Below are 24061 nucleotides of genomic sequence, written 5' to 3' on the forward strand. Positions count from 1 at the left end.
CAAAGACCGCACACCCCATCAGGCCATGAGACGATTAGGACACAGAACTAAGGCACACACGATTCGCAACGACCAGTAGAAACTGCCCCCTCTACCCGGTGATCTTCCTCGACGCGTTGATCATCAAAATTCGTGATGGTGCTCACGTGCGGAACAAGGCCGCGCACATCGCAGTCGGCGTGGACATGGACGGCATCAAGCACGTGTTGGGTATCTGGGTGCAGCAGACCGAGGGCGCGAAGTTCTGGGCCGGCGTCTGCGCCGAGCTGGCCAACCGTGGCGTGAAGGACGTCCTCATCGTTTGCTGCGACGGCCTGACCGGGTTCCCCGAAGCGATCGAATCGACCTGGCCACAGGCGACCGTGCAAACGTGTGTCGTGCACCTGCTTCGCGCCGCGATGCGGTTCGTGAGCTACAAGGATCGTAAGCAGATCGCGACCGCGTTGAAGCCGATCTACACCGCGGCCACCGCCGACGCGGCCTGGGACGAGCTCACCATGTTCGCGGCTTCGCCGCTCGGCGTGAGGTATCCGGCGACGGTGAAAACGTTCGAGGACGCGTGGGAACGCTTCACCCCGTTCCTTGCCTTCCCGCCCGACCTGCGCCGCGTCATCTACACAACGAACAGCATCGAGTCGCTGAACTACCAGCTGCGCAAAGTGACCAAGAACCGCGGTCACTTCCCCAGCGATGAAGCCGCGATCAAGATGCTGTGGCTCGCGATCTGCAACATCGAAGACAAACGCGCCCGAGCCCGAGCCAAGGAGCGCGGCGGCACCCGCGAGACCACACGCAAGGCCGCCGGCCGCCTCGTCGAAGGCCAAATCGTGACGAACTGGAAGCTCGCCCTCAGCCAGCTCGCCCTGGTCTATCCAGACCGAATCAACCCCCACCTCTAACAAAATTCCCAACACTTACACAAAACACTTGACAGGCTCCGAGGCTGTAGAACCGGTCGGGGAACTCGGGCCGGTTCAGACACCCTTTAGGCCACTTTGGCCGAAATTGGCGCCAAGCCGGTCTTCGACTACGACAAAGACGAACAAGGCCAGACCACCTTCTACGAGGACCTCATCCAAGTCGGCGGCCAGTGGTACGTGAACTACATGCCCCAGGACCTTATCCACGCCCTCGACCTCTACCGAAAGGACCGGAAGGCTGCTGACACCGGCGTGCCCGTTGACTAGGAAACGCCCGAAGACGACGCCATCCTCTCCAGCGACTCAAACCCCGTGCGTCAAGCCAAAGAACTGCGAGACCAGCGAATCGCCGAACGTGAAAAGTACCGCGCCAAGCCCAAGGGCAAGTGCCGGCCCGACGGCTCACGCCAATACCTCTATCCTGACCCCAAGAACTACGACGGTTTAGCCGTCGACCACAAGACCGGTGAACTCATCGAGCCCATCCGCAAGAAGACCGTCGTGATACCCGCCGGGAAAGACCCCGCCAAGGACAAAGCCCTGAAGTACGGGCAGACCTACCCCCACAAAAGTCCAGTGTGGAAGGGTTTCTACGCACTGCGCAACACCGTCGAATCGCAGAACGCATTCATCAAGGACTCCGCAACCGAAGACATCGCCTCCCCCATGAAACGGCGTGCGCGTGGCAATACCTTTGCGTCGCTGGCCGTGACACTCGCACTCGTCTCAGCCAACATCCGAAAGATTTTGACGTTCATTCAGAGCGAGCTGGCCCGAGTGCCGCTCACCTCGAAGAACAAGTCCTTCGCGAGCACGTACTATTCCAGCGCTGAAATCACGGCGGCGACGCCACCCACCGACACGGCGCCGTCACCACCACCCAGCTAGCCGCCCGGTCGTCAACAATTCCGTTACCTGCAGCAAAAGTCGCTTCGCCCTGCCAAAAACAGGGCGCAGCGGTGTTTAACCGCCGACCACGCGCCGATCACAGCATTTCTTGGGGCTAGCACTCCCAGAATCGGCGCCTTAACGCAGAAAACCGGCGATGCGATCGCCGGTTTTTTGTTGCCGCAAGAATTTCGTAAACTAAACGCCGGAATTACGTGAATTCCTCGATGCGGAGACGGAGGGATTTGAACCCTCGGTACCCTTGCGGGTACTCCACCTTAGCAGGGTGGTGCACTAAGCCGAACTATGCGACGTCTCCTTGGTGTCCGCTTGCGCAAACACACTCCCCCATCTTAGCCGTACCCCGGGCATCCGTTCTGACCATGAAAAATCACGGCCCGAAAACGGATGCCAGGCCCGGCTACTGGTTTTCGAGCGTACGGCCCCTGGTGCAGGTGTAGTCGCCAGCGGTTTGGCCGGTCACCGACTCCGACAGCACCACGCCCGGGTCTTCGGTGGCGACGGGAGCCTCGGTCGCAGTCGGATCGGCGGTCGCCGAAGGATCGGCCGTTGCCGCGGGATCGGTGGTCGCGGACGGTTCCGGCTCGGCTTCAACGGGAGCGTTCGGATCGGCCTCGGTGCCGCGCCCGGTGGTTCCGCTCAGGGTCAGCGGCTGGTCGGCGGCAACCGCCTCGAACAGGTTGTCGAAGGCCGGCTGCACGGCTTTCACCCCGCCGGTCGTACTGCCGGTCGGCACCTGCGCGAAGACAACCTGGTCGAGGTCGATGTCCTTGAGCGCGATAGCAATGGACGCGAGGGTCGTCACACTGCTCAGGCTGTCGGAGAGGCGCATGTTGGCCGTGACCGCCTTGGCCAGGGCGTACACCTTGGTCGGGTCAGAGAGCGTGTCAGCGCTCTTGATCGTGCGCACGAGCGACGACATGAACAACTGCTGGTTGTTGATGCGGGTGAGGTCGCCACCATCGCCGAGGCCGTGGCGGGTGCGCAGAAACTGCAGAGCCTCGTAGCCCTCGAGCGTGTGCTCTCCCGGGTCGAGGAAGGTTCCGGTGTACTCGTCTTCGATGCGGGTGGCCACGCAGACCGGAACGCCGCCAACGGCGGAGGACATGGCCATGACGCCGCTGAACTGCACCTCGGCCGCAAACGGGATGGAGAGGCCGGTGAGTTTCTCGACGGTCAGCACGGTGCAGGCGAGTCCGCCGTAGGTGAGCGTCGTGTTGATCTTCTGGCTGCTCATTGCGCTGTGCGACCCGCTGCCGTCTTCCTTTGGGCAGGAGGGGATGGCGACGAACATGTCGCGGGGAAAGCTGATGACCGAGGCGTTGCTGTGGTCTTCGGAGATGTGCAGCAGCATGGTCACGTCGTTGAGGTCGCCGGTGGAATCCTCCGGGCCGAACCTGGCCTCCTGGCCGACGCGACTGTCGCTGCCGACGACGAGCATGTTCACGCCCCCGTCGATGGCGCCGATCGACGGAACCGGACCGTTGCCCTCATTGGCCAGGTGCACGCTCGGTGGCGCGCTCTGAACGACGTCGTAGGTGGCAATGGCGGCCACGGAGAATCCACTGACCAGAACGACCGCCACGCTGCCCGCAATGAATTTCGCAACGGCAACCGCAGCGTTCGACTTTTTGAGCCGGCCGTGACGGGCAACAGTTTTGAGGTTCTTGGAACCGGCACTGCGGGGGCGAAGTTGGTCGCTCACTCATGTCCTCTCATCGGGTTGTGGGCTTGGGTCAGCCTGAGGCGACAATCATTGTGCGCCGGTGGTGGTGCGTTTCACTGGTGCTGCGGAGGGCGTGGGATTCGAACCCACGAGACATTTCTGCCCACCAGTTTTCAAGACTGGCTCCATCGGCCGCTCGGACAGCCCTCCCGGTTTGCCCATTCCCAGCACGAAAATGCCCTGCCGGGAAGAATTGGGCGAACTGGCCCGATTCTAGCGGATGGCAGACTGCTCAGGCTGACAGAGGTGCCTGAAAAACGGCTGGATGCGAGTCAGAGCGTGCGCAACACCGTGGCCAGGCCATCGCTGGTCACGTTGCCGGTGATCTCCGACCCAGCGGCGAGAACGTCGTCGGGCGACTCGCCCATGGCCACGCCACGACCGAATTCGGCGGCCCATTGCAGCATGTCAATGTCGTTGCGTCCGTCGCCGACGGCCATCACGCGCTCACGCGGCACACCCATGGCCACGCGCACCCGCTCCATCGCGGTTGACTTGTTGACGCCGTCGGGGGCGATATCGAGCCAGGCGGTCCACCCGATCGCATAGCTCACCCGGTTCAGCCCCATGCGCTCGACCACCTGGAGAAAATCCTCCATGTCGTGGTCGGGCGAGATGACGACCACGCGGGTCGCCTGGTGTTTCAGCAGCTCGTCAAAGTCGACCCGTTCACTGTCCATGCCGATCGTGGCATCGGGAATCGGTTCGGTGTAGCGGTAAAAGCCATGCTCGTCTTCGACCGCAAAGCGGGCCGAGCCGAGGTGCGCCCGAATCGAGGTGAGCACATCGCTCGGGTCGAAGGTTTCCACCCATTCACGGCGGTAGCCGAGCGGGGCGGTGGCGTCGCGGTGCATCGTGATGGCCCCGTTGGAGCAGACCACGTAGCGCGGCGAAATTCCGAGTCGGTCGAGAACCGGCAGGGCAGCGGCGGCCGAGCGCCCGGTGGCGAGCATAACCTCGTGGCCCTGCAAGGCGAGCCGGGCGACCTCGTCGATCACGGACTGGCTGATCGAGCCGTCCTCGTGCATCGTGGTGCCGTCGATGTCGAGGGCGACCAGCCACGGCTCTTCGCTGACGATCGACGTCACTTCGCGCCCTTCACCTGGAGGGGCGTGAGCACCTCGAGGCCGCCGAGGTAAGGCCGCAGCGCCTCGGGGACGCTCACCGAGCCATCCGCTTGCTGATGCGTTTCGAGCATGGCGACGAGCCAGCGGGTGGTGGCGAGCGTGCCGTTGAGGGTCGCGACCGGCGCAGTCTTGCCCGATTCGGTGCGATAACGGATGTCCAGGCGGCGCGCCTGGTAGGTGGTGCAGTTGCTCGTGCTGGTCAGCTCGCGGAACGCGTTCTGGCTGGGCACCCAAGCCTCGATGTCGAACTTGCGGGCGGCGCTCGACCCGAGGTCGCCGGCGGCCACATCGATCACCCGGTAGCTCAGGCCGAGGGACTGCAACATGCCCTCCTGCAGGGCCACGAGGCGATCGTGCTCGGCTTCGGCATTTTCGGGCAGCACGTAGGTGAACATTTCGAGCTTGTTGAACTGGTGCACGCGAATGATGCCGCGGGTGTCTTTTCCGCCCGAACCGGCCTCGCGGCGGTAGCAGGTGCTCCAGCCGGCGTAGCGCAGCGGCTCCTCGGACAGGTCGAGGATCTCGTCTTTGTGGTAGCCGGCAAGAGCGACCTCGCTCGTGCCGGTGAGGTACAGGTCGTCGGCGGGCAGGTAGTAGACCTCGTCGTTGTGCTCGCCGAGAAAACCGGTACCGTCCATGATTTCGGGGCGCACGAGGGTGGGGGTGATGAGCGGCACGAAGCCCGCTTCGAGTGCCCGGTCGAGCGCCATGTTCATGAGCGCGATTTCGAGGCGGGCGCCGATGCCTTTGAGAAAGTAGAAGCGGGTGCCGGAAACCTTGGCGCCGCGGGGCATGTCGATGGCACCGAGCAATTCGCCGAGTTCTAGATGGTCGCGCGGTTCGAAGTCGAACACGGGGGCCTCGCCGTGGGTGCGCAGGGTCACGAAGTTGGCCTCGTCACCGGCCGGAACGCCGTCGATGATGGGGTTGGCGATGGTTTTCACGATTGCCGTGAAGCGGGCATCGGCCTCGCCGGCGATGACCCCGGCTGCCTTCACCTCGGCGGCAAGACTCTGCGCTTCGGCGACGAGGGCCTTCTTCTGCGCACTGGGCGCGGCCGCGACACGCTTCCCGAACAGGTTCTGGGCTGCCCGCAGGTCTTCGAAGGCTGTGATCGCAGAACGCCGTTCGGCGTCGGCGGCGAGCGCGGCTTCTACCGCTTCGACGGAGTCACCACGGGCCCCCTGCGAACGCTTGAAGAGGTCAGGGTTTTCGCGTAACAGCACCGGATCAATCACCCGGCCAGTCTACAAGTGCGCGCTGACGGGCAAACGCGGAGTCAACCCAGTAGCCTAGGCCTCGTGACCGCCTCCGAACGCCGCAACCAGCACGCCGCCGTCGTCTACAACCCGGTGAAAGTTGACCTCGCCAAGCTGCGGGCCAGCGTGGCCGCGGCCGAGCAGTCTGCCGGCTGGGGCGAAACGCAGTGGTTTGAAACGAGCAAGGATGACGTCGGTCAGGCCGCCACCAAACAGGCGCTCGGCGCTGGCGCTTCGATGGTGCTCTCGGCCGGCGGCGATGGCACGGTTCGCGCGGTAGCCGAGGCGCTGCGTGACTCCGGCGTGCGCATGGCGATCGTGCCGTCGGGCACCGGCAACCTGCTCGCGCGCAACCTCGATCTGCCGCTCGGCAGCATCGACGCGGCCACCGCGATCGCCTTCAGCGGCGAGGACAAGTCCATCGACCTCGGCGTCGCCAGCATCACCACCGAGGCCGGGGCGGTCGAGGAACACGTATTTCTGGTCATGGCCGGTGTCGGCCTCGACGCGCAGATGATCGCCCACACCCGCGACGACCTGAAGAAGCAGGTGGGCTGGCTCGCCTACGTGGACGGGGTTGCGCGGGCACTGCCGAAGGCGCGGCCATTTCGCATCCGCTACAGCGTTGCCGGACGCACCGACCGCCCGGCGCAGGTGAGCGCCATTCTCGTCGCCAACTGCGGACTGCTGCCGGGAAATATTCAGTTTCTGCCTCACGCTCGCCTCGACGACGGCATTCTCGACATTGCCGTGCTGCAGCCCAAGGGTGTGCTCGGCTGGCTGACCATCTGGCGACGGGTGACCTGGGAGAACGGCGTGCTGCGTCGCTCGGCGGTGGGGCGACGCATGATTGCGGCTACGGAGTCATCGAATGAGCGCGTGATGACGACCCTGCGCGGGCCCGATATTCGCATCGCTCTTGAGCACCCGCAGGATTTCGAGCTCGACGGCGACGAGTTCGGGCTGGTGCAGAAGGTGCGGCTGAACGCCGATGCGGGCGCGCTGATCGTGCGTGTGCCGGCCTGAGTGAGATGGCCTGAGTGAGATGGCTGAGCTAGCTATCGGCGCGACGATCGGGAACGCCACCGCAGGGCGTGGGCGAACAGCAGGCCCACAACGGTGAGTAGACCGGTGGAGATCATTGCGGGCGCGAGAGCGTAGATCAACTGCTGCATCACCATCTCGATGGGTACCTCCGCACTCGAGGATCCGGCGAAGCCCGAGCTGAAATAGGTGGCAGTAATCGTGCGCACCTGCAGGATCATCCCGCCGATGATGAGGGCTGGCCCAAGAATCCACAAGGCGATGATGAACGGATTACGCGGCTCGTATTGGTCGAGAGGCTCGTCGTCGTCAGCTGTACCGTCTGCAGGCACGGGAAGCGCGCCCGAGTCGCGCCCGGCTGTGCCGACGAATGCTTCTGGCTGGTTGGGAGAGGTGGGCGCGAACAGTTCGGTCATCGCCGAGCCACCGGAATCCGCCGAGTCACCGGGCTCATAGCCACGCTGATACCGGGCATCGTGATTCGGGTCAAAGCGCGGGTCGGTCATTGGGTGGGCTCCCCCGCGATCAGTCCGCGCAGCCAGTCGCGGGCCTCGATGAAGATGCCGTCGTCGTAGCGCGAGGTGAACTCGATCGGGCGCTTGTCGGCCCGCGGATACGACCCGAGAAAGATCACCTTGGGGCTGAACCGGCGTAGGCCCAGCAACGCGTCGGCGACCCGTTCGTCGAGGATGTGCCCCTCGGCATCGACGACGAAGCGGTAGCGACCGAGGGAATCGCCGATCGGCCGGGATTGGATGAGGCTGAGGTTCACGCCGCGGGTGGCGAACTGCTCGAGCATTTCGAGCAGGGCACCGGAGCGGTCACTTGGCAGCTCGATGATGAGGCTGGTCTTGTCGGCGCCGGTCGGTGCGGTGAGTTCGGCGGTGCGGCCGACCAGCACGAACCGAGTGACGGCGTTGGGGTTGTCCCCGATATTCGAGGCGAGAACGACGAGGTCGTGGTGTTTGTCGATTCCGGGCGGGGCGATCGCGGCATCCGCTTGATCGGTGCTTAAGAGGGCGGAGGCAGCGGCGACGTTGCTCGATGCGGGGATGTGGCCGTGGCTCGGCAGGGTCTGTTCGAGCCAGATGCGGCACTGCCCGTAGGCGACCGGGTGCGCATTAACGACCCGCACGTCGGCCAGAGTCGCGCCTGGGCGGGCGACGAGCACGAAATTCACCGGCACCAGATATTCGCCGATAATGCGCAGGTTTGGCACGCTGGCCAGGGCGTCCTGCGTGGCGGTGACGCCGCCGTCGACGGAATTCTCGATGGCGATCATGGCCGCGAAACTGCGGCCGGAGACGACATCAGCGAAGGCCTCGCCCACGTTGTTGACCGGGCGCCAGATCTGGCCGCGCGCCTCGGGCACCTGCGCGAGGGCCGCTTCGGTAAAGGTTCCGGCCGGGCCCAGATAGCTGTAGGTGCGGGTCTGGGCTGGATTCGGCGCGTCGGGCATGGCTGACAGCCTACCGGTGGTGCCAGACTGTGCTCATGAGCGAACGCGCGGGCACCCGAGCCCTGGAATCTGACCTGATCGACGTCGATGGGCTGGTCAAGGCCTATTACGATTTGAAACCGGATGTCGCGGTCCCAGCCCAGAGGGTCGTTTTCGGCACCTCCGGGCATCGCGGGAGTTCGCTGAACACCGCGTTCAACGAGGACCACATCAGCGCCACCACCCAGGCCATCGTGGAATATCGCGCGGGCCAGGGCATTACAGGGCCCCTGTTCATCGGCACCGATCCGCACGCCCTGAGCGGTCCGGCCTACACGACCGCCCTCGAGGTGCTCGTCGCCAACGGCGTGCGTGTGCTGGTCGACGAGTTCGACGACTACGTGCCCACCCCGTCGTTGTCGCACGCCATTTTGGCCTACAACCGCGGCGAGCACGGCGACCTGGCCGACGGCATCGTCGTCACCCCGAGCCACAACCCGCCAATGGACGGCGGCTTCAAGTACAACCCGCCGCACGGCGGTCCGGCCGACAGCGACGCCACTTCCTGGATCGCGGGCCGCGCCAACGAGCTCATCGCGGGCGGCCTCGACGGCGTGCTACGGAGCGAGCCGAGCGCCGTGGAAACCTACGACTTTCGCGGCAACTACGTCAACGACCTCGAAAACATCATCGACATGCAGGCCATCCGCACCAGCGGAATCCGCATCGGCGCCGACCCGCTCGGCGGCGCGAGCGTCCGCTACTGGGGCGCCATCCGCGACCGCTACGAAATCGACCTCGTCGTGGTCAACCCGAAGGTCGACCCGACCTGGCGATTCATGACGCTGGACTGGGACGAGAAGATCCGGATGGATCCGTCGAGCGCGTCGGTGATGGCATCCGTTGTCGCGCACAAAGACGAGTACGACATTCTGACCGGCAACGACGCCGACGCCGACCGGCACGGCATCGTCACGCCCGACGCTGGCCTGATGAACCCGAACCACTTTCTGGCCGTCGCGATCGACTACCTGTACAGCCACCGCGAAGGCTGGAAGATCGACGCCGCAGTCGGCAAGACTCTCGTCTCGTCGACCATGATCGACCGGGTCACCGGCTTTCTCGGCCGCGACCTGTGGGAGGTGCCGGTCGGCTTCAAATGGTTCGTGCCCGGCCTCATCGACGGCTCGGTGGCGTTCGGCGGCGAGGAGAGCGCCGGCGCGAGCTTCGTGCGCTTCGACGGCACCGTCTGGACCACCGACAAGGACGGCATTCTGTTGGCCCTGCTGGCCGCCGAGATTCTCGCGGTCACCGGCAAGACGCCCTCGCGGCGGTATGCGGAACTGACCGAGCATTTCGGCGCACCGTCCTATGCGCGAGTGGATGCCGCGGCCACGCCCGCGCAGAAGGCCGCCCTGGCCAAGCTCGACGGCTCGATGATCACGGCTACGGAGTTAGCCGGCGAGAAGATCACCGGCAAATTCAGCGTTGCGCCCGGCAACGGCGCTGCGATCGGCGGAGTGAAGGTCACCACCGAGAACGCCTGGTTCGCGGCGCGGCCGAGCGGCACCGAAGACGTCTACAAGATCTACGCCGAGTCGTTTCTGGGTGACGACCACCTGGCGCAGGTTCAGCTCGAGGCCAAGGCCATCGTCGACGCCGCGATCGCCTAAGGAACACTCCAGTAGTACGCCGTGCCGCCCGGGTGATCCACGGTGATTGCCGTGTCGACCGAGCGGAAGTCGGAATCGAGGGTGTGCCCGGCGAACGAGATCTCGATCGTGTCGCCGACCTTCTCCACCCTGGTGACAATGGCGGTGTGGTCGCGGTCGCCGGAATTGTCCCAGTCGAACTGCACGATGTCGCCGACCTTGACCTGATCACGCTGCTGATCGGTCAGGGCGGCGGCCTTGCCGGTCTGCGCGATGTAGTTCATGAATGCTGTGGAACTGCGCCAGGCGGCCGAGGCGTCGTAGGCGTTGCCATTCTTCGGGCTCGACCAGACGCTGTCCATGGTCCAGCCGCGGGCGATCATGGCCTGGCTGGCGAAGTTGACGCAGTCGTTCTCGCCGAGCACGCCCCACTCGGCTGTGTTGTAGTTTTCCAGGCTCCAGTGCGCGAGGAGGTAATCGATCTGCGCGGCGACGGGGGCGCTGAGGCCAGGCTCCGCCTCGACCGGGGCCGCAGCGGCCGTGTCGGCGGGGGTGGCGCGAACCGGTTCCTGCGTTGTGGCTGAGGTTGCGGAATCCGGTGTCTGCGCCGTCTTGGTGGGGTCGGCCGGTCCTTCGAGGGCCTGCACGACGAGCGCCGTCGCGCCGACCGCGAGCACGGCACCCACGGCCGTCGTCAGGCCGAGTCGCTGCCACCTTGTCAACTGCACGTTGTACTCACTTCTGATTGTTTAAACGCTGAGCGCGGCGCTCAGATAAAGGCCGATCGCCGCGAGCGCGACGACCACTCCAACGATGAGAACCCCGATCAAAAACCGGCGCCGGGTGCGCCGCTGATCGGCCTCGGTGGGTTCGTTGTTCTGCAACATGTTTCGAGCTTAGCTGCGCCGAATCTGAGAGCCCCGAATGCCGCGTGCATCCCTGCCGAGATCTCAGCCGCGACGACCCGTTCTGGGCGATTGCGGGGAGGGTTCGACTTGATATCCGCAGTTACGCGAGCCATCGTCAAAGCACTGGTCCAATGTCTCGCCGCGGGGTACCGTTTCGTCATGTCGCAGATCACACCCACACCGTTCACCTGGCCGCACGGATTTCTCTGGGGGTCGGCGACGGCCGCCGCGCAGATCGAGGGCGCCGGCCACGCCGGTGGCAAGGAAGATTCGATCTGGGATGCGTTCGCGCGGGTGAAGGGCGCCATCGCGGGCGACGACGACCTTGAGACAGCGGTCGATCACTACCACCGGATGCCCGCCGATGTGCGGCTCATGTCCTCGCTCGGCCTCGACGCCTACCGGTTCTCGACCAGCTGGGCCCGCGTGCGCCCGGGCGATCGAGCGATGAACCTCGAGGGGCTGGACTTCTACTCCCGCCTGGTCGACGAGCTGCTCGGCGCCGGCATTCTGCCCTGGCTCACCCTGTACCACTGGGACCTGCCGCAGGCCCTCGAGGAGGAAGGCGGCTGGGCGAACCGCGACACCGCCTACCGGTTCGTCGACTACGCAAGGGATGTCTACTCCGCGCTGGGCGACCGGGTCACCCACTGGACCACCTTCAACGAGCCGTTCTGCTCCTCACTGCTCGGCTACGGATCGGGCGCCCATGCGCCGGGCCGGCAAGATGGCCGGGCTACGGTCGCTGCGGTGCATCACCAGCACCTCGCGCACGGGCTCGCGGTGAACGCGCTGCGCTCGGCCGGGGCGCAGAACCTCGGGATCACCCTGAATCTCACAAATGCCGTACCGCGCGATGCGGCCGACCCGATCGACATTGAAGCGGCCCGTCGACTCGACTCGCTCGCCAACCGCATCTTCCTCGACCCACTGCTGCGCGGCACCTACCCCGACGACACCCTGCACGACCTCGAGCCGTTCGGACTCGCCGAGGTCATCCACTCCGATGACCTTTCCATCATCAGCTCCCCGCTGGATTTTCTGGGGGTCAACCACTATCACGATGACCTCGTGAGCGGCCATGCGGATGCCTCGGCGACCGATGGTCACGCCGGAGGCGCCGACCGGCCCGTCGGTTCGCCGTGGATCGGATCGGAGTACATCACCTTCCCCAGCCGCGGACTGCCCCGCACCGCGATGGACTGGGAGGTCAACCCCGACGGCCTGCGCCTGCTGCTGGTGCGGCTCGGTCAGGAGTACGACCGGCTGCCGCCGCTCTACGTCACCGAGAACGGCGCCGCCTACGACGACACGGTGAGCGCCGACGGCGCCGTGCACGATGCGGAACGCACGGAGTACATCGTGGCGCACATCAACAAGGTGGGTGAGGCGATCGCGGCCGGCGCCGACGTGCGCGGGTACTTCGTCTGGTCACTGCTCGACAACTTTGAGTGGTCGTACGGCTACGAGAAACGGTTTGGCATCGTGCGGGTCGACTACAAGACGCTCGAACGCACGGTGAAGGACAGTGGGCGCATGTACGCGGCGCACATTCGGGCGGCACAGGGGGGCTGAGCCGGGCGCCGCCCGGGCCTCGCGGCACGTGTTTAGGAGGTTGGCACTGGTTTGAACACGTGCGAGCTCCCCAAACGCTTGCCACCGACGGATGCCGGCGCCGCGGCATCCGCTCGGCGCGCCTCAGCGCAGCTGCGGAACCACCTCGGCGGCCAAAAACTCCAGGTGCTCGAGGTCGGACAGATCCATGATCTGCAGGTAGACGCACTCGACGCCGGAATCGGCGAGAGCGCCGAGTCGGTCGACGATCTCGGAGGCGGTGCCTGCAAGGCCGTGCTCACGCAGCTCGGCCGGCTCGCGACCGACCGAGGCCGCCCGGCGGGCGAACTCCGTCTCATCCGAGCCGCCGACGGCGATCAGCGCCGCCGAGTAGGTGAGCTCGGCCGGGTCGCGGTCGATGGCCTCACAGGCCGCCCGCACGCCGTCGAACTTGCCCGCAATGTCGGCGAAGTCGGGAAACGGCAGGTTGAACTCGGTCGCGAAGCGAGCCGCGAGTTTCGGGGTGCGCTTGGCACCGCCGCCACCCACGATCACCGGCACTCGCGCCTGTGTGGGCTTCGGCAGCGCCGGCGAATCGACGAGGGTGTAGTGCTCGCCGGCGAAGTCGTAGCGGGCCCCGACCGGGGTGTTCCACAGCCCGGTGATGATCTCGAGCTGTTCCTCGAGCAGGCCGAACCGTTTGTCCGGAAACGGGATGCCGTAGGCGAGGTGCTCCTGCTCGAACCAGCCGGTGCCAAGGCCGAGCTCGACGCGCCCACCCGACATCTGGTCGACCTGCGCGACCTGGATGGCCAGAATTCCCGGCGGCCGGTAGGTCACCGAGGAGACCAGGGTACCCAAACGGATGCGTTTTGTCTCCCGCGCCAACCCGGCGAGGGTGGTCCAGGCATCCGTCGGGCCGGGCAGGCCATCACCGTCACCCATGACCTGGTAATGGTCGCTGCGAAAGAATGCGTCGAAGCCGAGCCGCTCGGTGGCCTGCGCGACGGCCAGGACGTCATCGTAGCTGGCACCCTGCTGGGGCTCGGTGAAAATGCGAAATTTCATGGGTTCTCCTGAGTTAGTTCTAGAAATTCGACGCCTGGCACCAGCTCGAACCGGGCACGCATCACGACGAGTGCTTCGGGGTTCTGGTCGATCAGTACGAAGCGACGGCCGAGGGCGGCCGCGACGGCTCCGGTGGTGCCGCTGCCAGCGAAGAAGTCGAGCACCCAGTCGCCCTCGCGACTGGACGCCTGGATGATGCGCCGCAGGATTCCGACCGGTTTCTGGGTGGGGTAGCCGGTTTTCTCCTTGCCGGTGGGCGAGACGATGGTGTGCCACCAGACATCCGTCGGCAGTTTGCCCTTGGCGACTTTTTCGGGCGTGACCAGACCAGGGGCCATATACGGCTCCCGGTCTACGGTCGTGGAGTCGAAGTAGTAGCTGGCCGGATTCTTCACGTAGACCAGAATCGTGTCGTGTTTGGTCGGCCACTTGTTCTTCGATTTGGCACCGTAATCGTAAGCCCAGATGAGCTCGTTGAGAAAGCATTCCCGGCCGAACAGGGCGTCGAGAAGCACCTTGGCGTAGTGCGCTTCGCGGTAATCGAGGTGCAGGTAGAGCGTGCCGTCGTCGGCCAGCAGCCGCCAGGCCTCGATCAGGCGCGGCTCCAGAAAAGCCCAATAGTCCTCAAACTGGTCGTCGTAGCCGAGCAGGTCGCCCTTGATGCGCTCGTAGCGCTGGCCCTTGAATCCGGTGATCGTTCCGGTCGCGTGGGATCCATCGGTGGCGACCGAACGCACCGACGTGGTGGTCTGGCGTTTCTGTGACCGGCCGGTGTTGAACGGCGGGTCGAGATAGATCAGGGTGAAGGCACCGTCCGGCAGGCTCGGCAACACCTTGAGGTTGTTGGCGTGGATGACACGGCTCGGACTGGTCGGTGTCCACGAGAAAGGCATTTGTCTATTCTTTCAGCCTCCGCGCCGTCTATCGGTTTAGTCTGTCTGGATGACTGCTGAATCGGCTACCATCCACTCGCAGGATCTGGCTGAAGCCGGCACTCTGCAGGTGCGCCACACCCCCGAGCAGAACCGGTACACGGTCTGGCTCGGCGACGACTGCGTCGGCCTGGCCGACTACGTCACCACGCAATCGGCGGTGCATTTCACTCACACCGAGGTCGACCCGACCCGGCGCGCCCACGGTTTGGCGAGCATCCTGGTCGAGCAGGCGCTCGACGACGTGCGCGTGCGCACCGACCTGGCCGTGGTGGCCGATTGTTCGTATGTGGCGCATTGGATCGACACGCACGCGGAGTACCAGGACCTGCTGACCCGCGGCCGGTAGCCGGTAGCCGGTAGCCGGTAGCCGGTAGCCGGTAGCCGATTCTGGGTGAGCGGATGTCGGCATCCGCTCATCTAGGGAACCCGGGTCAGCCATTCCTCGGTGCTGAACTTGTTCGCGACGAGCTCGGTGGCCTTGGCGTATTCCTCGGCGGTGACGTCGCCCTCGGAGGCATCGTAGAGGCCGGTGAAGGTCTCCTTCATGCGTTCGATGATCTCGGCACGGCTCAGGCCGGTCTGGCTGCGCAACGGATCGACGCGCTTGGCGGCACTCGTAATGCCCTTGTCGCTGAGTTTTTCGCGGCCAATGCGCAGCACCTGCACCATTTTTTCGCCGTCCATGTCGTAGCTCATGGTGACGTGGTGCAGTACGGCGCCGCTTCCGAGACGTTTCTGGGCGGCCCCGCCGATCTTGCCGGTCGGGCTCGTGATGTCATTGAGCGGCTGGTAGTGCGCGTCGATGCCGAGCGATTTGAGCGCGGTGATGACCCACTCGTCCAGAAAGGCGTAGGAGTCGGCGAAGCTCATGCCCTGCACGAGGTCGGTCGGCGCGTAGATCGAATAGGTGATGACCGAGCCGGCCTCCATGAACATGGCGCCGCCGCCGCTGATGCGCCGAACCACGGTGAAGCCGTACTTCGCGGCGTTCTCGGGGTCGACCTCGTTTTTGAGCGACTGAAAACTGCCGATGACGACGGCCGGTTCGTTCCACTCCCAGATGCGTAGGGTGGGTTGGCGTCGTCCCTCGCCGACCTCGGTGGCGAGCACCTCGTCGAGGGCCATCTGCAGCACGGGCGCGACCGGCGTCTGGGAGTGGATGATCTGCCAGTCGTAGTCGCGCCAGGTGCTCGCCTGCGCGAGCGACCGACGAATGGCGACCGCGACGGCCTCCGGCGAGAAGCCGAGCAGAATCGCGCCGGCCGGCAGCGCGCCACGCACGGCGTCCGCGATCGCAGCGGCCGTACTGCCGGCGGGCAGGCCGGTCACCGCCGCGTTGATGTCCTCGAGGGCATCGTCGGGTTCGAGAAAGAAATCCCCGGCCAGACGAAAATTGGCGATGACATCGTCGACGACATCGAGATCAACGACGACCAGTTTGCCGCCCGGAACCTTATATTCACCATGCATGGTTTCAGCCTACGGCGTGAATCGTTCGTCGAGCCAGGAGACGAGGTCGCCGATGACCTCGTCGCGGTTGATCTCGTTGAAGACCTCGTGGCGCGCACCCGGGTACACGATCAGGCGCACATCGCGCAACCCCGACCGCTTGATATAAGAGGTCACCAGTTTGAGCGCGCTGCGTTCGCCGCCGACGGTGTCGTCGCCGCCGACTAGCACGAGCATGGGCAGTTCGCTGGGCAGATTTTTCGCTGGCCGGCCGAACAGGCGGGCAGCCTCACGCAGGCCGAACAGCTTGGCGAGCGGCGTCGCCGTGGTCAGCGGGTCGGCCACGAACGCCTGCGCTACGGCCGGGTCCCGGCTGAGCCACTCGACTCCGGTCGTGCCGAGTGTTTTGTGCTTGCGGTTAAGGTCGCCGCCGTCGAGATAGCCCGGCCAGCGGTAGGCGCTGCCGGAGAGCACGATCGCGTCGTACTCGGCGGCGTGCGCGTTCACGATCATTTGGGCCATGAACGATCCCCAGCTGTGTCCGAGCAGCACGAGGGGCAGTGTCGGGTTTTCTGAGCGGATGATTCCACTCAGCTTATGCACGCCGGCCACGGCCGCGCGCAGCCCGCCGGCGCCCAGCCGACCAAGTTTCGTGTGGTCACCGCCATGCTGGGCTAGCCCGGTCTGGCCGTGGCCGAGGTGGTCGTCGGCGTAGACGCTGTAGCCGGCTCGATTAAGGTCCGCGGCGAGCGCCGCGTAGCGCTGGGCGTGTTCGCCGACGCCGTGGGCGAGCTGGATCACGGCTTTGGGGGCGTCGATCGGCCAGACGTAGTAGGTGACGACCAGGCCAGAGGCATCCGTATATGTGGGCACGAGGATATTCTGCCCTGTTCCGGGCCTGCTGCCAATATACTTAGCATAGCTAATTTGCTATGCTAAGGATATATGGAATCACGAATGCACCCCAAGACCGCGGCCCTCGGCGTCATCAAGGCGCAGCCGCCCCTGAACAGCGAGCCCGTCGCGGCGAACAACACCGCCGAGCTCAGCCACGAATTTCGTCTGGCCAACGGCCGCCTCGCCCGCCGCCTGCGCCAGGAGAAGGCCGAGAACGAACTCGGCAGCGGCCAGTTCTCAGCCCTCGGCGTGCTCTACGTGCACGGCCCGTTAACGCTCACCGAACTCAGCGAGTTCGAGCGCGTCACCCCGCCGTCAATGACCCGCACGGTCAAATGCCTCGTCGATGCCGGCCTCGTCGCCCGCACCGATTCCACCCTCGACGGCCGCAAGATCGTGCTGCGCACAACGGATGCCGCGAGCGAGATGATGACCGAGACCCGCAAGCGTCGAGATGCCTGGCTGGTGCAACGCGTCGCCCAGCTCAGTCCCGCCCAGCGCAGCACCCTCGCCGATGCGACCATCATCATGAAGGAGCTCGCCGACAGTTGAGTGCCATGTTTCGCTCGCTGAGCGTCGTCAATTACCGCATCTGGTTCGCGGGGGCTTTGGTGTCGAACATCGGCACATGGATGCAGCGCACCGCCCAGGACTGGATCGTTCTCACCCAGCTCACCAACTACGACGCGACAGCGGTCGGCATCACCATGGCGCTGCAGCTCGGCCCGCAGCTCGTGCTCATGCCGTGGTCCGGCCTCATCGCCGACCGCTTCAACCGGCGCAAGCTGCTCATTCTCACCCAGACCCTGATGGGCCTGCTCGCGCTCGGCCTCGGCATTCTGACCGTGCTCGAGGTGGCCCAGCTCTGGCACGTCTACCTGTTCGCCCTCGGCCTCGGCGTCGTCGCCGCCATCGACGCGCCCGCCCGTCAGACCTTCGTCTCCGAGCTCGTCGCCGAAGACCAGCTGTCGAACGCGGTCGCGCTGAACTCAGCGTCATTCCACGGTGCACGCCTGATCGGGCCGGCCGCCGCCGGTCTGCTCACGGTCGCCGTCGGCGCCGGCTGGGTCTTCATGATCAACGCGGTCACCTTCGCCGCGACCGTCTTCGCCATGACGCTGCTGCGCACCCACCAGCTACGTCGCCAACCGAAGGCAAGCCGGGAGCGCGGCCAACTCCTCGCCGGCTTCCGCTACGTGCGGGGTCGCTCCGACATCGTCGTCGTCATGATCGCGGTCTTTCTGATCGGCACCTTCGGCCTCAACTTCGCCATCTTCACCTCGACCATGGCCACAATCGAGTTCGGCCAGGGCGCTGCAGAGTTCGGCCTGCTCAGCTCGATCATGGCCATCGGCGCTGTCATCGGCGCGCTCCTCGCCGCCCGGCGCAGCCGCGCCAGGCTCCGCCTGATCGTGCTCGGCGCCGCCCTGTTCGGCCTGGCCTGCGCCCTGTCGGCCATTATGCCGACATATGCCACTTTCGCCATATCTCTCACCCTGGTCGGCCTGTCGTCGCTCACCCTGATGACCACCGCGAACGCCTACGTGCAAACGACGACCCGCCCCGAGATGCGCGGCCGCGTCATGGCGCTCTACATGGCCATCTTCGTCGGCGGCACTCCCCTCGGCGCCCCGCTGGTCGGCTGGGTAGCGGATGCATTCGGCCCGCGCTGGGCGCTCGGCCTCGCCGGGGTCTCCGGCCTGTTGGCCGCACTGGTCGTGCTGTTTTGGATGGTGCGGTATCGCCGGCTTCGGGTGCAGGTGCATCCGTTCTCGGCGCCCCGGGTGCGCGTTCTGCACGCCGGCGACGGGCGCGAGGCGCCGTCGGTGCGGCCGAGGCGCCGAGGCCGGTCCGCCGTGCTGGAGCGGGAGCAGGCGCCGGCCGCGCCCGAGGGATCGGAGCCCGACCTCGATCGAGAGACCGCGACCCGGGAGATCGCGATCGTCGAGGCGACGGTTCCGCGCTAACTTCGGGCGGTTGCCACTGAGTAGACAACTTCGATGGGTTACGACCCCGCAGCACCCGACAAAGTTGTCCGCTGAAGGACGGCCTAGCGAACCCCACCCATCAGGCGCAGCACCGGGCGGGAGATCAGAACGAGCAGGAGCCCGAGCACAATCGCGATGCTGCCGAGCGCGCTGAAGTAGACCCGCCCTGGCGCAGTGGCGTACCAGGTGGCGAGCACACCCGACACGGCGGAGCCGAGCGCGACCGAGAGAAAGAACAGAGCCACCATCTGTGTCTTGAAGACCTCCGGCGCGAGCTTGGTGGCGACCGAGAGTCCGACCGGTGAGAGCAGCAGCTCGGCAATCGTAAAGACCAGCAGAATTCCGATCATCGCCAGGAGTGGCGTCGAGTTCGCGGCACCGCCGGCGAACGGCAGGAACAGCAGGAAGGCGCCGCCCATCACGGCGGTTCCCACCGCGAACTTGATCTGCGTGGAGGGCTGCCGCGTTCCCAACCTGGTCCACAGGGAGGCGAAGATGCCGGAGAGCACGATGATGAGCACGGGATTGATGGACTGCACACAGGACACCGGCATCTCCCAGCCGAACAGCGCGCGGTCGAGTCGCTCGTCCGAGTAGATCGTGACGACCGTGAATTGCTGTTGGTAGAGCGACCAGAACGCCGCACTAGCGATAAATAGCGGAATGAAGGCGTAGACCCGTTTGCGCTCGACCGTGGTGATCTGGCAGTTCGTCAGGATCACCACGAAGTAGGCAATTGTCCCGACGATCGTCAGCCCGATCACGATGGTGACCAGATTGCTCGCGGTAATCATCCCGGTGAGCCCGAGCACGACAATAACGCCGAGCGTCGCGATCGCAATGACGGTGTAGCGGGGCCAGCGTGAACGCGGCAGAGGATCGGAAACCCGCCGGGCGGCATCCGGCGCGTAGAGCGTGCCGACAACGGATGTTGCGTTCGCCTTCAGTCCACCGCTGCCGATAGCCACCAGGATGAGGCCAGCGACGAGCCCACCGATTCCGGGCACGACGGCCAGGGCGATGTGGCCGAGCATAATGGCGATGGCGCTGCAGAACAGCACCCGCTCCGAGCCGAGGAGACGATCGGCGATCCAGGCGCCGAGGATCGTTGCGAGGTAGACGCCACCGCCGTATGCACCGACGATGCCGGCCGCAGTGGTCTGCGGGATTCCCAGGCCGCCGTCGGCCGCCGAGAAGTATAAATACAACAACAGGATGCCCTGCATGCCGTAAAAGGAAAACCGCTCCCACATCTCGACGCCGAAGATGTTGGCGAGTGAACGCGGCTGTCCAAAGAAGGAGCGGTCATCGCGGGCAGCGGCGTGGTCGACGACTTTGCTCATGCGCCATGATTATCAATCGCCCCGGGAGAAAACATCGACCGGCTCCTGCCGAAGCAGGAGGCACACCGCCGGAACCCCCGACACGGGCGCGGGATGGTCCAGGCGACCTCGCCGCTCTACACGCCACCCTCGGCTCCGAGCACCGGTGTCCGTCTAGGCTTGACCGATGAGCTCCGAAACCCTGCGCGTCAGCCTGCCCGACCCCGACCTGCGCGCCGCCCTCGGCGAGCTGCCCGATGGCGTCGAGGTCATCGAGTGGGCGATGGAAGGCCCGGCACCTATTCCCGAGATCGACCTTGTCGTGACACCGTACATGGGCGCCGCCAACCGGGTGGCCCACCTCGCGGGCGTGCGCACCCGGCTCGTGCAGAGCCAGTCCATCGGCTACGACGGCATCGACACGCTGCTGCCCGCCGGGCACGTGTTCGCCAACGCCGCCTCCGTGCACGAGACCTCGACCGCCGAGCTCACCCTCGCTCTGATTCTGGCCTCCCAGCGCGGCATCGACGACTTCGTACGCGCCGCCGAGCGGGGCGAGTGGGCGCCAGCGCAGCACGCGAGCCTGGCCGACCGCACCGTGCTGCTGCTCGGTTACGGCGGCGTCGGCCACGCCATCGAAACCCGGCTGCTTGCCTTCGAAACCACGGTCATTCGCGTCGCCCGCACCGCCCGCACCGACGAACGCGGCACGATCTACGGCTTCGAGTCCCTGCCCGAACTGCTTTCGAGGGCCGATATCGTCGCGGTCGGCGTGCCGCTCACGCCGGAAACCACCGGCATGGTCGATGACGCGTTCCTGTCGCTCATGCCGGGCGGCGCCCTGCTGGTGAACATCGCCCGCGGCCCGGTCGCCGACACGGAGGCGCTGCTCGCTCACGCCACCAGCGGCCGAATCCGGCTCGCGCTCGACGTGACCGATCCGGAACCGCTGCCGGCGGGGCATCCACTTTTCGCGCTGCCCAACGTGATCATCTCCCCCCACGTGGGCGGCGCCTCGAGCGCGATGCTGCCACGCATGGCCCTGCTCGTTCGCCAGCAAATAGAACGGATGCTGCGCGGCGAGACCCCGATCAACGTCGTGTTGACGAGTTAGTCGGGCACTGCGCGCCCCGCCGCGACCGTAGGCTGGGACCATGGTCTCAGCACTCACTCCGGCACGCCAGGATGACATCGAAGAAGCACTCAAAAACGTGATGGACATCGAGATCGGCATCAACGTCTTCGACCTCGGCCTGATCTACGGCCTGGCCTGGGACGACGACACCGACACACTCGTCATCCAAATGACCCTCACCTCGGCCGGCTGCCCCGAGCAGGAGGTATTGACGGAGCAAACCGAGCAGGCCCTCGTCGGCGTGGTCGAACGCCATCGGATCAACTGGGTCTGGATGCCGCCGTGGACGCCCGACAAGATCACCGACGACGGTCGCGACATGATCAGCGCCCTCGGTCTGAGGCTGTAACCACCCACTGTCTCTGCGGCTGGGGCAACCCGGCCACGTGCTCCTGCCTCGAACGGATGCCTGAGTCCCGCGCGAGTTACTTCCCTCCGCCCTGGTGCGCCCGGGCGACGCGCGTCGCGCTGTCGCTTGGTGCAGACGCGTGTGCACCAAACGGGCGCTCCCAAGTTATGACGATTTGCCTATCGCGCGACCGGGTGATCCTCGTGTAACCTGTGGTCAGACCACATGATTCTGAGAGGACCCGATGACCGCCCCACGCGCCTGGCAGGTCGTGCTCGACGCTGTTGAACGCGACCTGCTCGACGGCCGGCTCAGCCCGGGAGACCACCTGCCGCCCGAGCGCACCCTTGCCGCCGACCTGGGCGTCGGCCGATCCAGTGTACGCGAGGCCCTACGCGTGCTCGAAGTGCTCGGTCTGATCCGCACCGCGGTCGGTTCCGGTCCCTCGGCGGGCGCGATTATCGTCGCCCGCCCCGGCGGTGGCATGTCCGCGCTCATGCGCCTGCAGGTCGCGGCCCAGGGCTTTGCGGTGGCCGACGTGGTCAAAACCCGACTCGTGCTTGAGGGCTCGATCGTCACCGACCTCGTGGCCGCAGGCTCCCCCGACCTGGCCGCCTCCGCGCAGATCCTCACCGCGATGGAAAACCAGACCCTCACCGAAGCCGAATTTCTCGCCCTCGACGCGGCGTTCCACCTCGCCCTCGCCGAAACGAGCGGCAACCAGGTCGTCACGGCGACGATGGCCGGCCTCCGCAGCGCGATCGAGGGGTACGCGCGGGCCGGCGCGGCGGGCCTCGAGAACTGGCCGGCAACATCCGCTCGCCTGATGCTGGAGCATCGCGGCATTCTGGCCGCCATTCTGTCCGGTGAAGCGGATGCCGCCCGCCTCGCGATGCACGCCCACATCTCCGGCTACTACGCCGAAACCCACCTGCGCGATCACTAGAGAAGGACGACCATGGTTCAACGACGCATCCCCAAAATCAAAGATCTCGCCCCGCTGATGAAATTCAAGAGCCCGGAGCTCAACGCGAAGAAGCGCCGGCTGGCCGCCGCGCTCACGATCGCGGACCTGCGCGCCATCGCCCAGAAGCGCACGCCGAAGGCCGCCTTCGACTACACCGAGGGCGCGGCCGAGGCCGAAATATCGCTCGGCCGGGCCCGCCAGGCCTTTGAGGACATCGAGTTCCACCCGTCGATCTTGCGCGACGTGTCGACCGTGACGACCGGCTGGGATGTGCTCGGGGCGCAGGTTTCGCAGCCGTTCGGTATCGCGCCCACCGGATTCACCCGCATGATGCAGACCGAGGGCGAGACCGCCGGGGCGCACGCGGCGGCTCGGGCCGGAATCCCCTTCGCGCTGTCGACCATGGGTACCACCTCGATCGAAGACGTCAAGGCCGCCAACCCGAACGGCCGCAACTGGTTCCAGCTGTACATGTGGAAGGACCGCGACCGGTCGATGGCCCTCGTGGACCGGGCCGCGAAGGCCGGTTTCGACACGCTGCTGGTGACCGTGGACGTGCCCGTGGCGGGCGCCCGGCTGCGCGACAAGCGCAATGGCTTCTCGATTCCGCCGGCGCTCACCCTCGGCACGGTCCTCAACGCGCTGCCCCGGCCGGAGTGGTGGATCAACTTTCTGACCACCGAACCGCTCGTCTTCGCGAGTCTTGACCGCTGGAGCGGCACGGTCGCTGACCTGCTCGACACGATGTTCGACCCCACGGTCGACTTCGAGGACCTGGCCTGGATCAAGGCGCAGTGGCCCGGCAAGGTCGTCGTCAAGGGCGTGCAGAACCTCGAGGACGCCAAGCGCCTCGTCGATCTCGGCGTCGACGGCATCACCCTCTCGAACCATGGCGGTCGCCAGCTCGACCGGGCGCCAATTCCGTTCCGCCTGCTGCCGCAGGTCGCGCGCGAGGTCGGTGCGCACACCGAGGTGCACCTCGACACGGGCATCATGTCGGGCGCCGACATCGTGGCTTCGATCGCGCTCGGCGCGCGCTTCACCATGATCGGCCGCGCCTACCTCTACGGCCTGATGGCCGGCGGTGAGGCCGGGGTCGACCGCACGATCCAGATTCTGTCGGAGCAGGTCAGCCGCACGATGCGGCTGCTCGGAGTGAACTCGCTCGAGGAGCTGAACCCCGGGCACGTGACGCAGCTGTCCCAGCTGATGCCGGTCGCCGCTCCCATGGTCGCCGCGGCCGAGGCTGTTCCCGCGCGGAAGGCTCCGGTACGCAAGGCTCCGGTAGGCACAGCCGCTGCGCCGAAACAGAGCGTCGGTGCATCCGCTGCCGTGACGGTCACGCCGGTCAAGCGGGCGCCGAGGAAGACGGCACCGCCGAAATAGCCCCCGCGGCGCAGCCCGGTCCGGGTTG

Annotated in this window: 24 protein-coding genes, 2 tRNA genes and 1 pseudogene; 13 read left to right on the top strand and 14 right to left on the bottom strand. The window is 65.9% G+C overall.

Annotation, left to right across the window (positions count from 1 at the left end; all coding sequences use genetic code 11):
- Positions 1 to 89: 89 nt before the first annotated feature.
- The 3 genes and pseudogenes from CXY80_RS05105 to CXY80_RS05115 all read left to right on the top strand — a co-directional run.
- Positions 90 to 899, top strand: a pseudogene (locus CXY80_RS05105) (IS256 family transposase); the annotation flags it as partial.
- A 96-nt stretch (positions 900 to 995) separates the two neighbouring features.
- Positions 996 to 1187, top strand: coding sequence for a hypothetical protein (locus CXY80_RS05110; protein ID WP_104131832.1), 192 nt, complete (start codon positions 996 to 998; stop codon positions 1185 to 1187).
- A 45-nt stretch (positions 1188 to 1232) separates the two neighbouring features.
- Entirely contained in the window at positions 1233 to 1808 is a 576-nt protein-coding gene (locus tag CXY80_RS05115; protein WP_104131833.1) for a hypothetical protein, read from the top strand.
- A 230-nt stretch (positions 1809 to 2038) separates the two neighbouring features.
- On the opposite strand, the gene CXY80_RS05120 is transcribed toward CXY80_RS05115, so the two are convergent.
- The 5 genes from CXY80_RS05120 to serS form a co-directional block, all read right to left on the bottom strand.
- A tRNA-Ser gene (locus CXY80_RS05120) sits at positions 2039 to 2127 on the bottom strand.
- 102 nt (positions 2128 to 2229) lie between these two features.
- Entirely contained in the window at positions 2230 to 3534 is a 1305-nt protein-coding gene (locus CXY80_RS05125; protein ID WP_092452485.1) for an LCP family protein, read from the bottom strand.
- Between the two features lie 86 nt (positions 3535 to 3620).
- Positions 3621 to 3705, bottom strand: a tRNA-Ser gene (locus tag CXY80_RS05130).
- A gap of 122 nt (positions 3706 to 3827) precedes the next feature.
- Positions 3828 to 4643, bottom strand: coding sequence for an HAD family hydrolase (locus tag CXY80_RS05135; protein ID WP_092452482.1), 816 nt, complete (start codon positions 4641 to 4643; stop codon positions 3828 to 3830).
- Positions 4640 to 5920: a serine--tRNA ligase gene (serS, locus tag CXY80_RS05140; RefSeq protein ID WP_104131834.1), complete on the bottom strand. Its 1281-nt coding sequence runs from the start codon at positions 5918 to 5920 to the stop codon at positions 4640 to 4642. The genes CXY80_RS05135 and serS overlap by 4 nt, the downstream gene beginning before the upstream one ends.
- A 63-nt stretch (positions 5921 to 5983) precedes the next feature.
- On the opposite strand from serS, the gene CXY80_RS05145 reads away from it, so the two are divergent.
- On the top strand, positions 5984 to 6967 hold the full coding sequence (locus CXY80_RS05145; protein ID WP_104131835.1) for a diacylglycerol kinase family protein: 984 nt from the start codon (positions 5984 to 5986) through the stop codon (positions 6965 to 6967).
- Positions 6968 to 6999: 32 nt separating this feature from the next.
- On the opposite strand, the gene CXY80_RS05150 is transcribed toward CXY80_RS05145, so the two are convergent.
- Together CXY80_RS05150 and pheA are read right to left on the bottom strand one after the other, a co-directional pair.
- Positions 7000 to 7491, bottom strand: a complete 492-nt coding sequence (locus CXY80_RS05150) for a hypothetical protein (RefSeq protein ID WP_104131836.1) — start codon at positions 7489 to 7491, stop codon at positions 7000 to 7002.
- Positions 7488 to 8444, bottom strand: a complete 957-nt coding sequence (pheA, locus tag CXY80_RS05155; protein WP_104131837.1) for a prephenate dehydratase — start codon at positions 8442 to 8444, stop codon at positions 7488 to 7490. The genes CXY80_RS05150 and pheA overlap by 4 nt, the downstream gene beginning before the upstream one ends.
- Positions 8445 to 8479: 35 nt before the next feature.
- On the opposite strand from pheA, the gene pgm reads away from it, so the two are divergent.
- The gene (gene pgm, locus CXY80_RS05160; RefSeq protein WP_104131838.1) at positions 8480 to 10096 is read left to right on the top strand and encodes a phosphoglucomutase (alpha-D-glucose-1,6-bisphosphate-dependent); all 1617 of its coding nucleotides are present in this window, start codon (positions 8480 to 8482) and stop codon (positions 10094 to 10096) included.
- On the opposite strand, the gene CXY80_RS05165 is transcribed toward pgm, so the two are convergent.
- Entirely contained in the window at positions 10093 to 10797 is a 705-nt protein-coding gene (locus CXY80_RS05165; RefSeq protein WP_158251571.1) for an amidase domain-containing protein, read from the bottom strand. The genes pgm and CXY80_RS05165 overlap by 4 nt on opposite strands.
- Before the next feature lie 27 nt (positions 10798 to 10824).
- Positions 10825 to 10962, bottom strand: a complete 138-nt coding sequence (locus tag CXY80_RS19410; RefSeq protein ID WP_158251572.1) for a hypothetical protein — start codon at positions 10960 to 10962, stop codon at positions 10825 to 10827.
- Positions 10963 to 11142: 180 nt separating this feature from the next.
- Between CXY80_RS19410 and CXY80_RS05170 the strand changes: the two genes are divergently transcribed.
- The gene (locus tag CXY80_RS05170) at positions 11143 to 12558 is read left to right on the top strand and encodes a GH1 family beta-glucosidase (RefSeq protein ID WP_104131840.1); all 1416 of its coding nucleotides are present in this window, start codon (positions 11143 to 11145) and stop codon (positions 12556 to 12558) included.
- Between the two features lie 123 nt (positions 12559 to 12681).
- Here the strand turns inward: CXY80_RS05170 and CXY80_RS05175 are convergent, their stop codons facing one another.
- Both CXY80_RS05175 and CXY80_RS05180 read right to left on the bottom strand, forming a co-directional pair.
- The gene (locus tag CXY80_RS05175; RefSeq protein ID WP_092452458.1) at positions 12682 to 13605 is read right to left on the bottom strand and encodes an LLM class F420-dependent oxidoreductase; all 924 of its coding nucleotides are present in this window, start codon (positions 13603 to 13605) and stop codon (positions 12682 to 12684) included.
- Positions 13602 to 14498, bottom strand: a complete 897-nt coding sequence (locus tag CXY80_RS05180) for a site-specific DNA-methyltransferase (RefSeq protein ID WP_092452455.1) — start codon at positions 14496 to 14498, stop codon at positions 13602 to 13604. The genes CXY80_RS05175 and CXY80_RS05180 overlap by 4 nt, the downstream gene beginning before the upstream one ends.
- 49 nt (positions 14499 to 14547) lie before the next feature.
- Here CXY80_RS05180 and CXY80_RS05185 point away from each other — a divergent pair, with 49 nt between their 5' ends.
- On the top strand, positions 14548 to 14886 hold the full coding sequence (locus tag CXY80_RS05185) for a GNAT family N-acetyltransferase (RefSeq protein ID WP_092452452.1): 339 nt from the start codon (positions 14548 to 14550) through the stop codon (positions 14884 to 14886).
- Between the two features lie 71 nt (positions 14887 to 14957).
- Here CXY80_RS05185 and CXY80_RS05190 read toward each other — a convergent pair whose 3' ends face one another.
- Together CXY80_RS05190 and CXY80_RS05195 are read right to left on the bottom strand one after the other, a co-directional pair.
- The gene (locus CXY80_RS05190) at positions 14958 to 16010 is read right to left on the bottom strand and encodes a biotin/lipoate A/B protein ligase family protein (RefSeq protein ID WP_104131841.1); all 1053 of its coding nucleotides are present in this window, start codon (positions 16008 to 16010) and stop codon (positions 14958 to 14960) included.
- A 9-nt stretch (positions 16011 to 16019) separates the two neighbouring features.
- Positions 16020 to 16862, bottom strand: a complete 843-nt coding sequence (locus tag CXY80_RS05195) for an alpha/beta fold hydrolase (RefSeq protein WP_104131842.1) — start codon at positions 16860 to 16862, stop codon at positions 16020 to 16022.
- Between the two features lie 84 nt (positions 16863 to 16946).
- Here CXY80_RS05195 and CXY80_RS05200 point away from each other — a divergent pair, with 84 nt between their 5' ends.
- Together CXY80_RS05200 and CXY80_RS05205 are read left to right on the top strand one after the other, a co-directional pair.
- On the top strand, positions 16947 to 17438 hold the full coding sequence (locus CXY80_RS05200; RefSeq protein ID WP_104131843.1) for a MarR family winged helix-turn-helix transcriptional regulator: 492 nt from the start codon (positions 16947 to 16949) through the stop codon (positions 17436 to 17438).
- Between the two features lie 5 nt (positions 17439 to 17443).
- On the top strand, positions 17444 to 18853 hold the full coding sequence (locus CXY80_RS05205; RefSeq protein WP_104131844.1) for an MFS transporter: 1410 nt from the start codon (positions 17444 to 17446) through the stop codon (positions 18851 to 18853).
- 83 nt (positions 18854 to 18936) lie between these two features.
- On the opposite strand, the gene CXY80_RS05210 is transcribed toward CXY80_RS05205, so the two are convergent.
- Entirely contained in the window at positions 18937 to 20217 is a 1281-nt protein-coding gene (locus CXY80_RS05210; protein ID WP_104131845.1) for a peptide MFS transporter, read from the bottom strand.
- 166 nt (positions 20218 to 20383) lie between these two features.
- Between CXY80_RS05210 and CXY80_RS05215 the strand changes: the two genes are divergently transcribed.
- From CXY80_RS05215 to CXY80_RS05230, 4 genes are all read left to right on the top strand, one after another.
- Entirely contained in the window at positions 20384 to 21310 is a 927-nt protein-coding gene (locus tag CXY80_RS05215) for a 2-hydroxyacid dehydrogenase (RefSeq protein WP_104131846.1), read from the top strand.
- 40 nt (positions 21311 to 21350) lie between these two features.
- Complete coding sequence (locus CXY80_RS05220; RefSeq protein WP_092452431.1) at positions 21351 to 21680, top strand: metal-sulfur cluster assembly factor; 330 nt, start codon at positions 21351 to 21353, stop codon at positions 21678 to 21680.
- A gap of 244 nt (positions 21681 to 21924) precedes the next feature.
- Entirely contained in the window at positions 21925 to 22626 is a 702-nt protein-coding gene (locus CXY80_RS05225) for a FadR/GntR family transcriptional regulator (protein ID WP_104131847.1), read from the top strand.
- Positions 22627 to 22638: 12 nt separating this feature from the next.
- The gene (locus CXY80_RS05230) at positions 22639 to 24033 is read left to right on the top strand and encodes an alpha-hydroxy acid oxidase (RefSeq protein ID WP_104131848.1); all 1395 of its coding nucleotides are present in this window, start codon (positions 22639 to 22641) and stop codon (positions 24031 to 24033) included.
- Positions 24034 to 24061 lie beyond the last annotated feature (28 nt).

This window comes from Cryobacterium sp. M91, assembly GCF_002929615.1.
In the GTDB taxonomy this organism is placed as follows: Bacteria; Actinomycetota; Actinomycetes; order Actinomycetales; family Microbacteriaceae; genus Cryobacterium; species Cryobacterium levicorallinum.

Coding starts and splice junctions, on each gene's coding strand:
- pheA (WP_104131837.1), bottom strand. CDS start 8,444: ATGCCCGACGCGCCGAATCCAGCCCAGACCCGCACCTACAGCTATCTG.
- CXY80_RS05170 (WP_104131840.1), top strand. CDS start 11,143: ATGTCGCAGATCACACCCACACCGTTCACCTGGCCGCACGGATTTCTC.
- CXY80_RS05190 (WP_104131841.1), bottom strand. CDS start 16,010: ATGCATGGTGAATATAAGGTTCCGGGCGGCAAACTGGTCGTCGTTGAT.
- CXY80_RS05220 (WP_092452431.1), top strand. CDS start 21,351: ATGGTCTCAGCACTCACTCCGGCACGCCAGGATGACATCGAAGAAGCA.
- CXY80_RS05175 (WP_092452458.1), bottom strand. CDS start 13,605: ATGAAATTTCGCATTTTCACCGAGCCCCAGCAGGGTGCCAGCTACGAT.
- CXY80_RS05230 (WP_104131848.1), top strand. CDS start 22,639: ATGGTTCAACGACGCATCCCCAAAATCAAAGATCTCGCCCCGCTGATG.
- CXY80_RS05215 (WP_104131846.1), top strand. CDS start 20,384: ATGAGCTCCGAAACCCTGCGCGTCAGCCTGCCCGACCCCGACCTGCGC.
- CXY80_RS05225 (WP_104131847.1), top strand. CDS start 21,925: ATGACCGCCCCACGCGCCTGGCAGGTCGTGCTCGACGCTGTTGAACGC.
- pgm (WP_104131838.1), top strand. CDS start 8,480: ATGAGCGAACGCGCGGGCACCCGAGCCCTGGAATCTGACCTGATCGAC.
- CXY80_RS05210 (WP_104131845.1), bottom strand. CDS start 20,217: ATGAGCAAAGTCGTCGACCACGCCGCTGCCCGCGATGACCGCTCCTTC.
- CXY80_RS19410 (WP_158251572.1), bottom strand. CDS start 10,962: ATGTTGCAGAACAACGAACCCACCGAGGCCGATCAGCGGCGCACCCGG.
- CXY80_RS05205 (WP_104131844.1), top strand. CDS start 17,444: ATGTTTCGCTCGCTGAGCGTCGTCAATTACCGCATCTGGTTCGCGGGG.
- CXY80_RS05185 (WP_092452452.1), top strand. CDS start 14,548: ATGACTGCTGAATCGGCTACCATCCACTCGCAGGATCTGGCTGAAGCC.
- CXY80_RS05180 (WP_092452455.1), bottom strand. CDS start 14,498: ATGCCTTTCTCGTGGACACCGACCAGTCCGAGCCGTGTCATCCACGCC.
- CXY80_RS05200 (WP_104131843.1), top strand. CDS start 16,947: ATGCACCCCAAGACCGCGGCCCTCGGCGTCATCAAGGCGCAGCCGCCC.
- CXY80_RS05150 (WP_104131836.1), bottom strand. CDS start 7,491: ATGACCGACCCGCGCTTTGACCCGAATCACGATGCCCGGTATCAGCGT.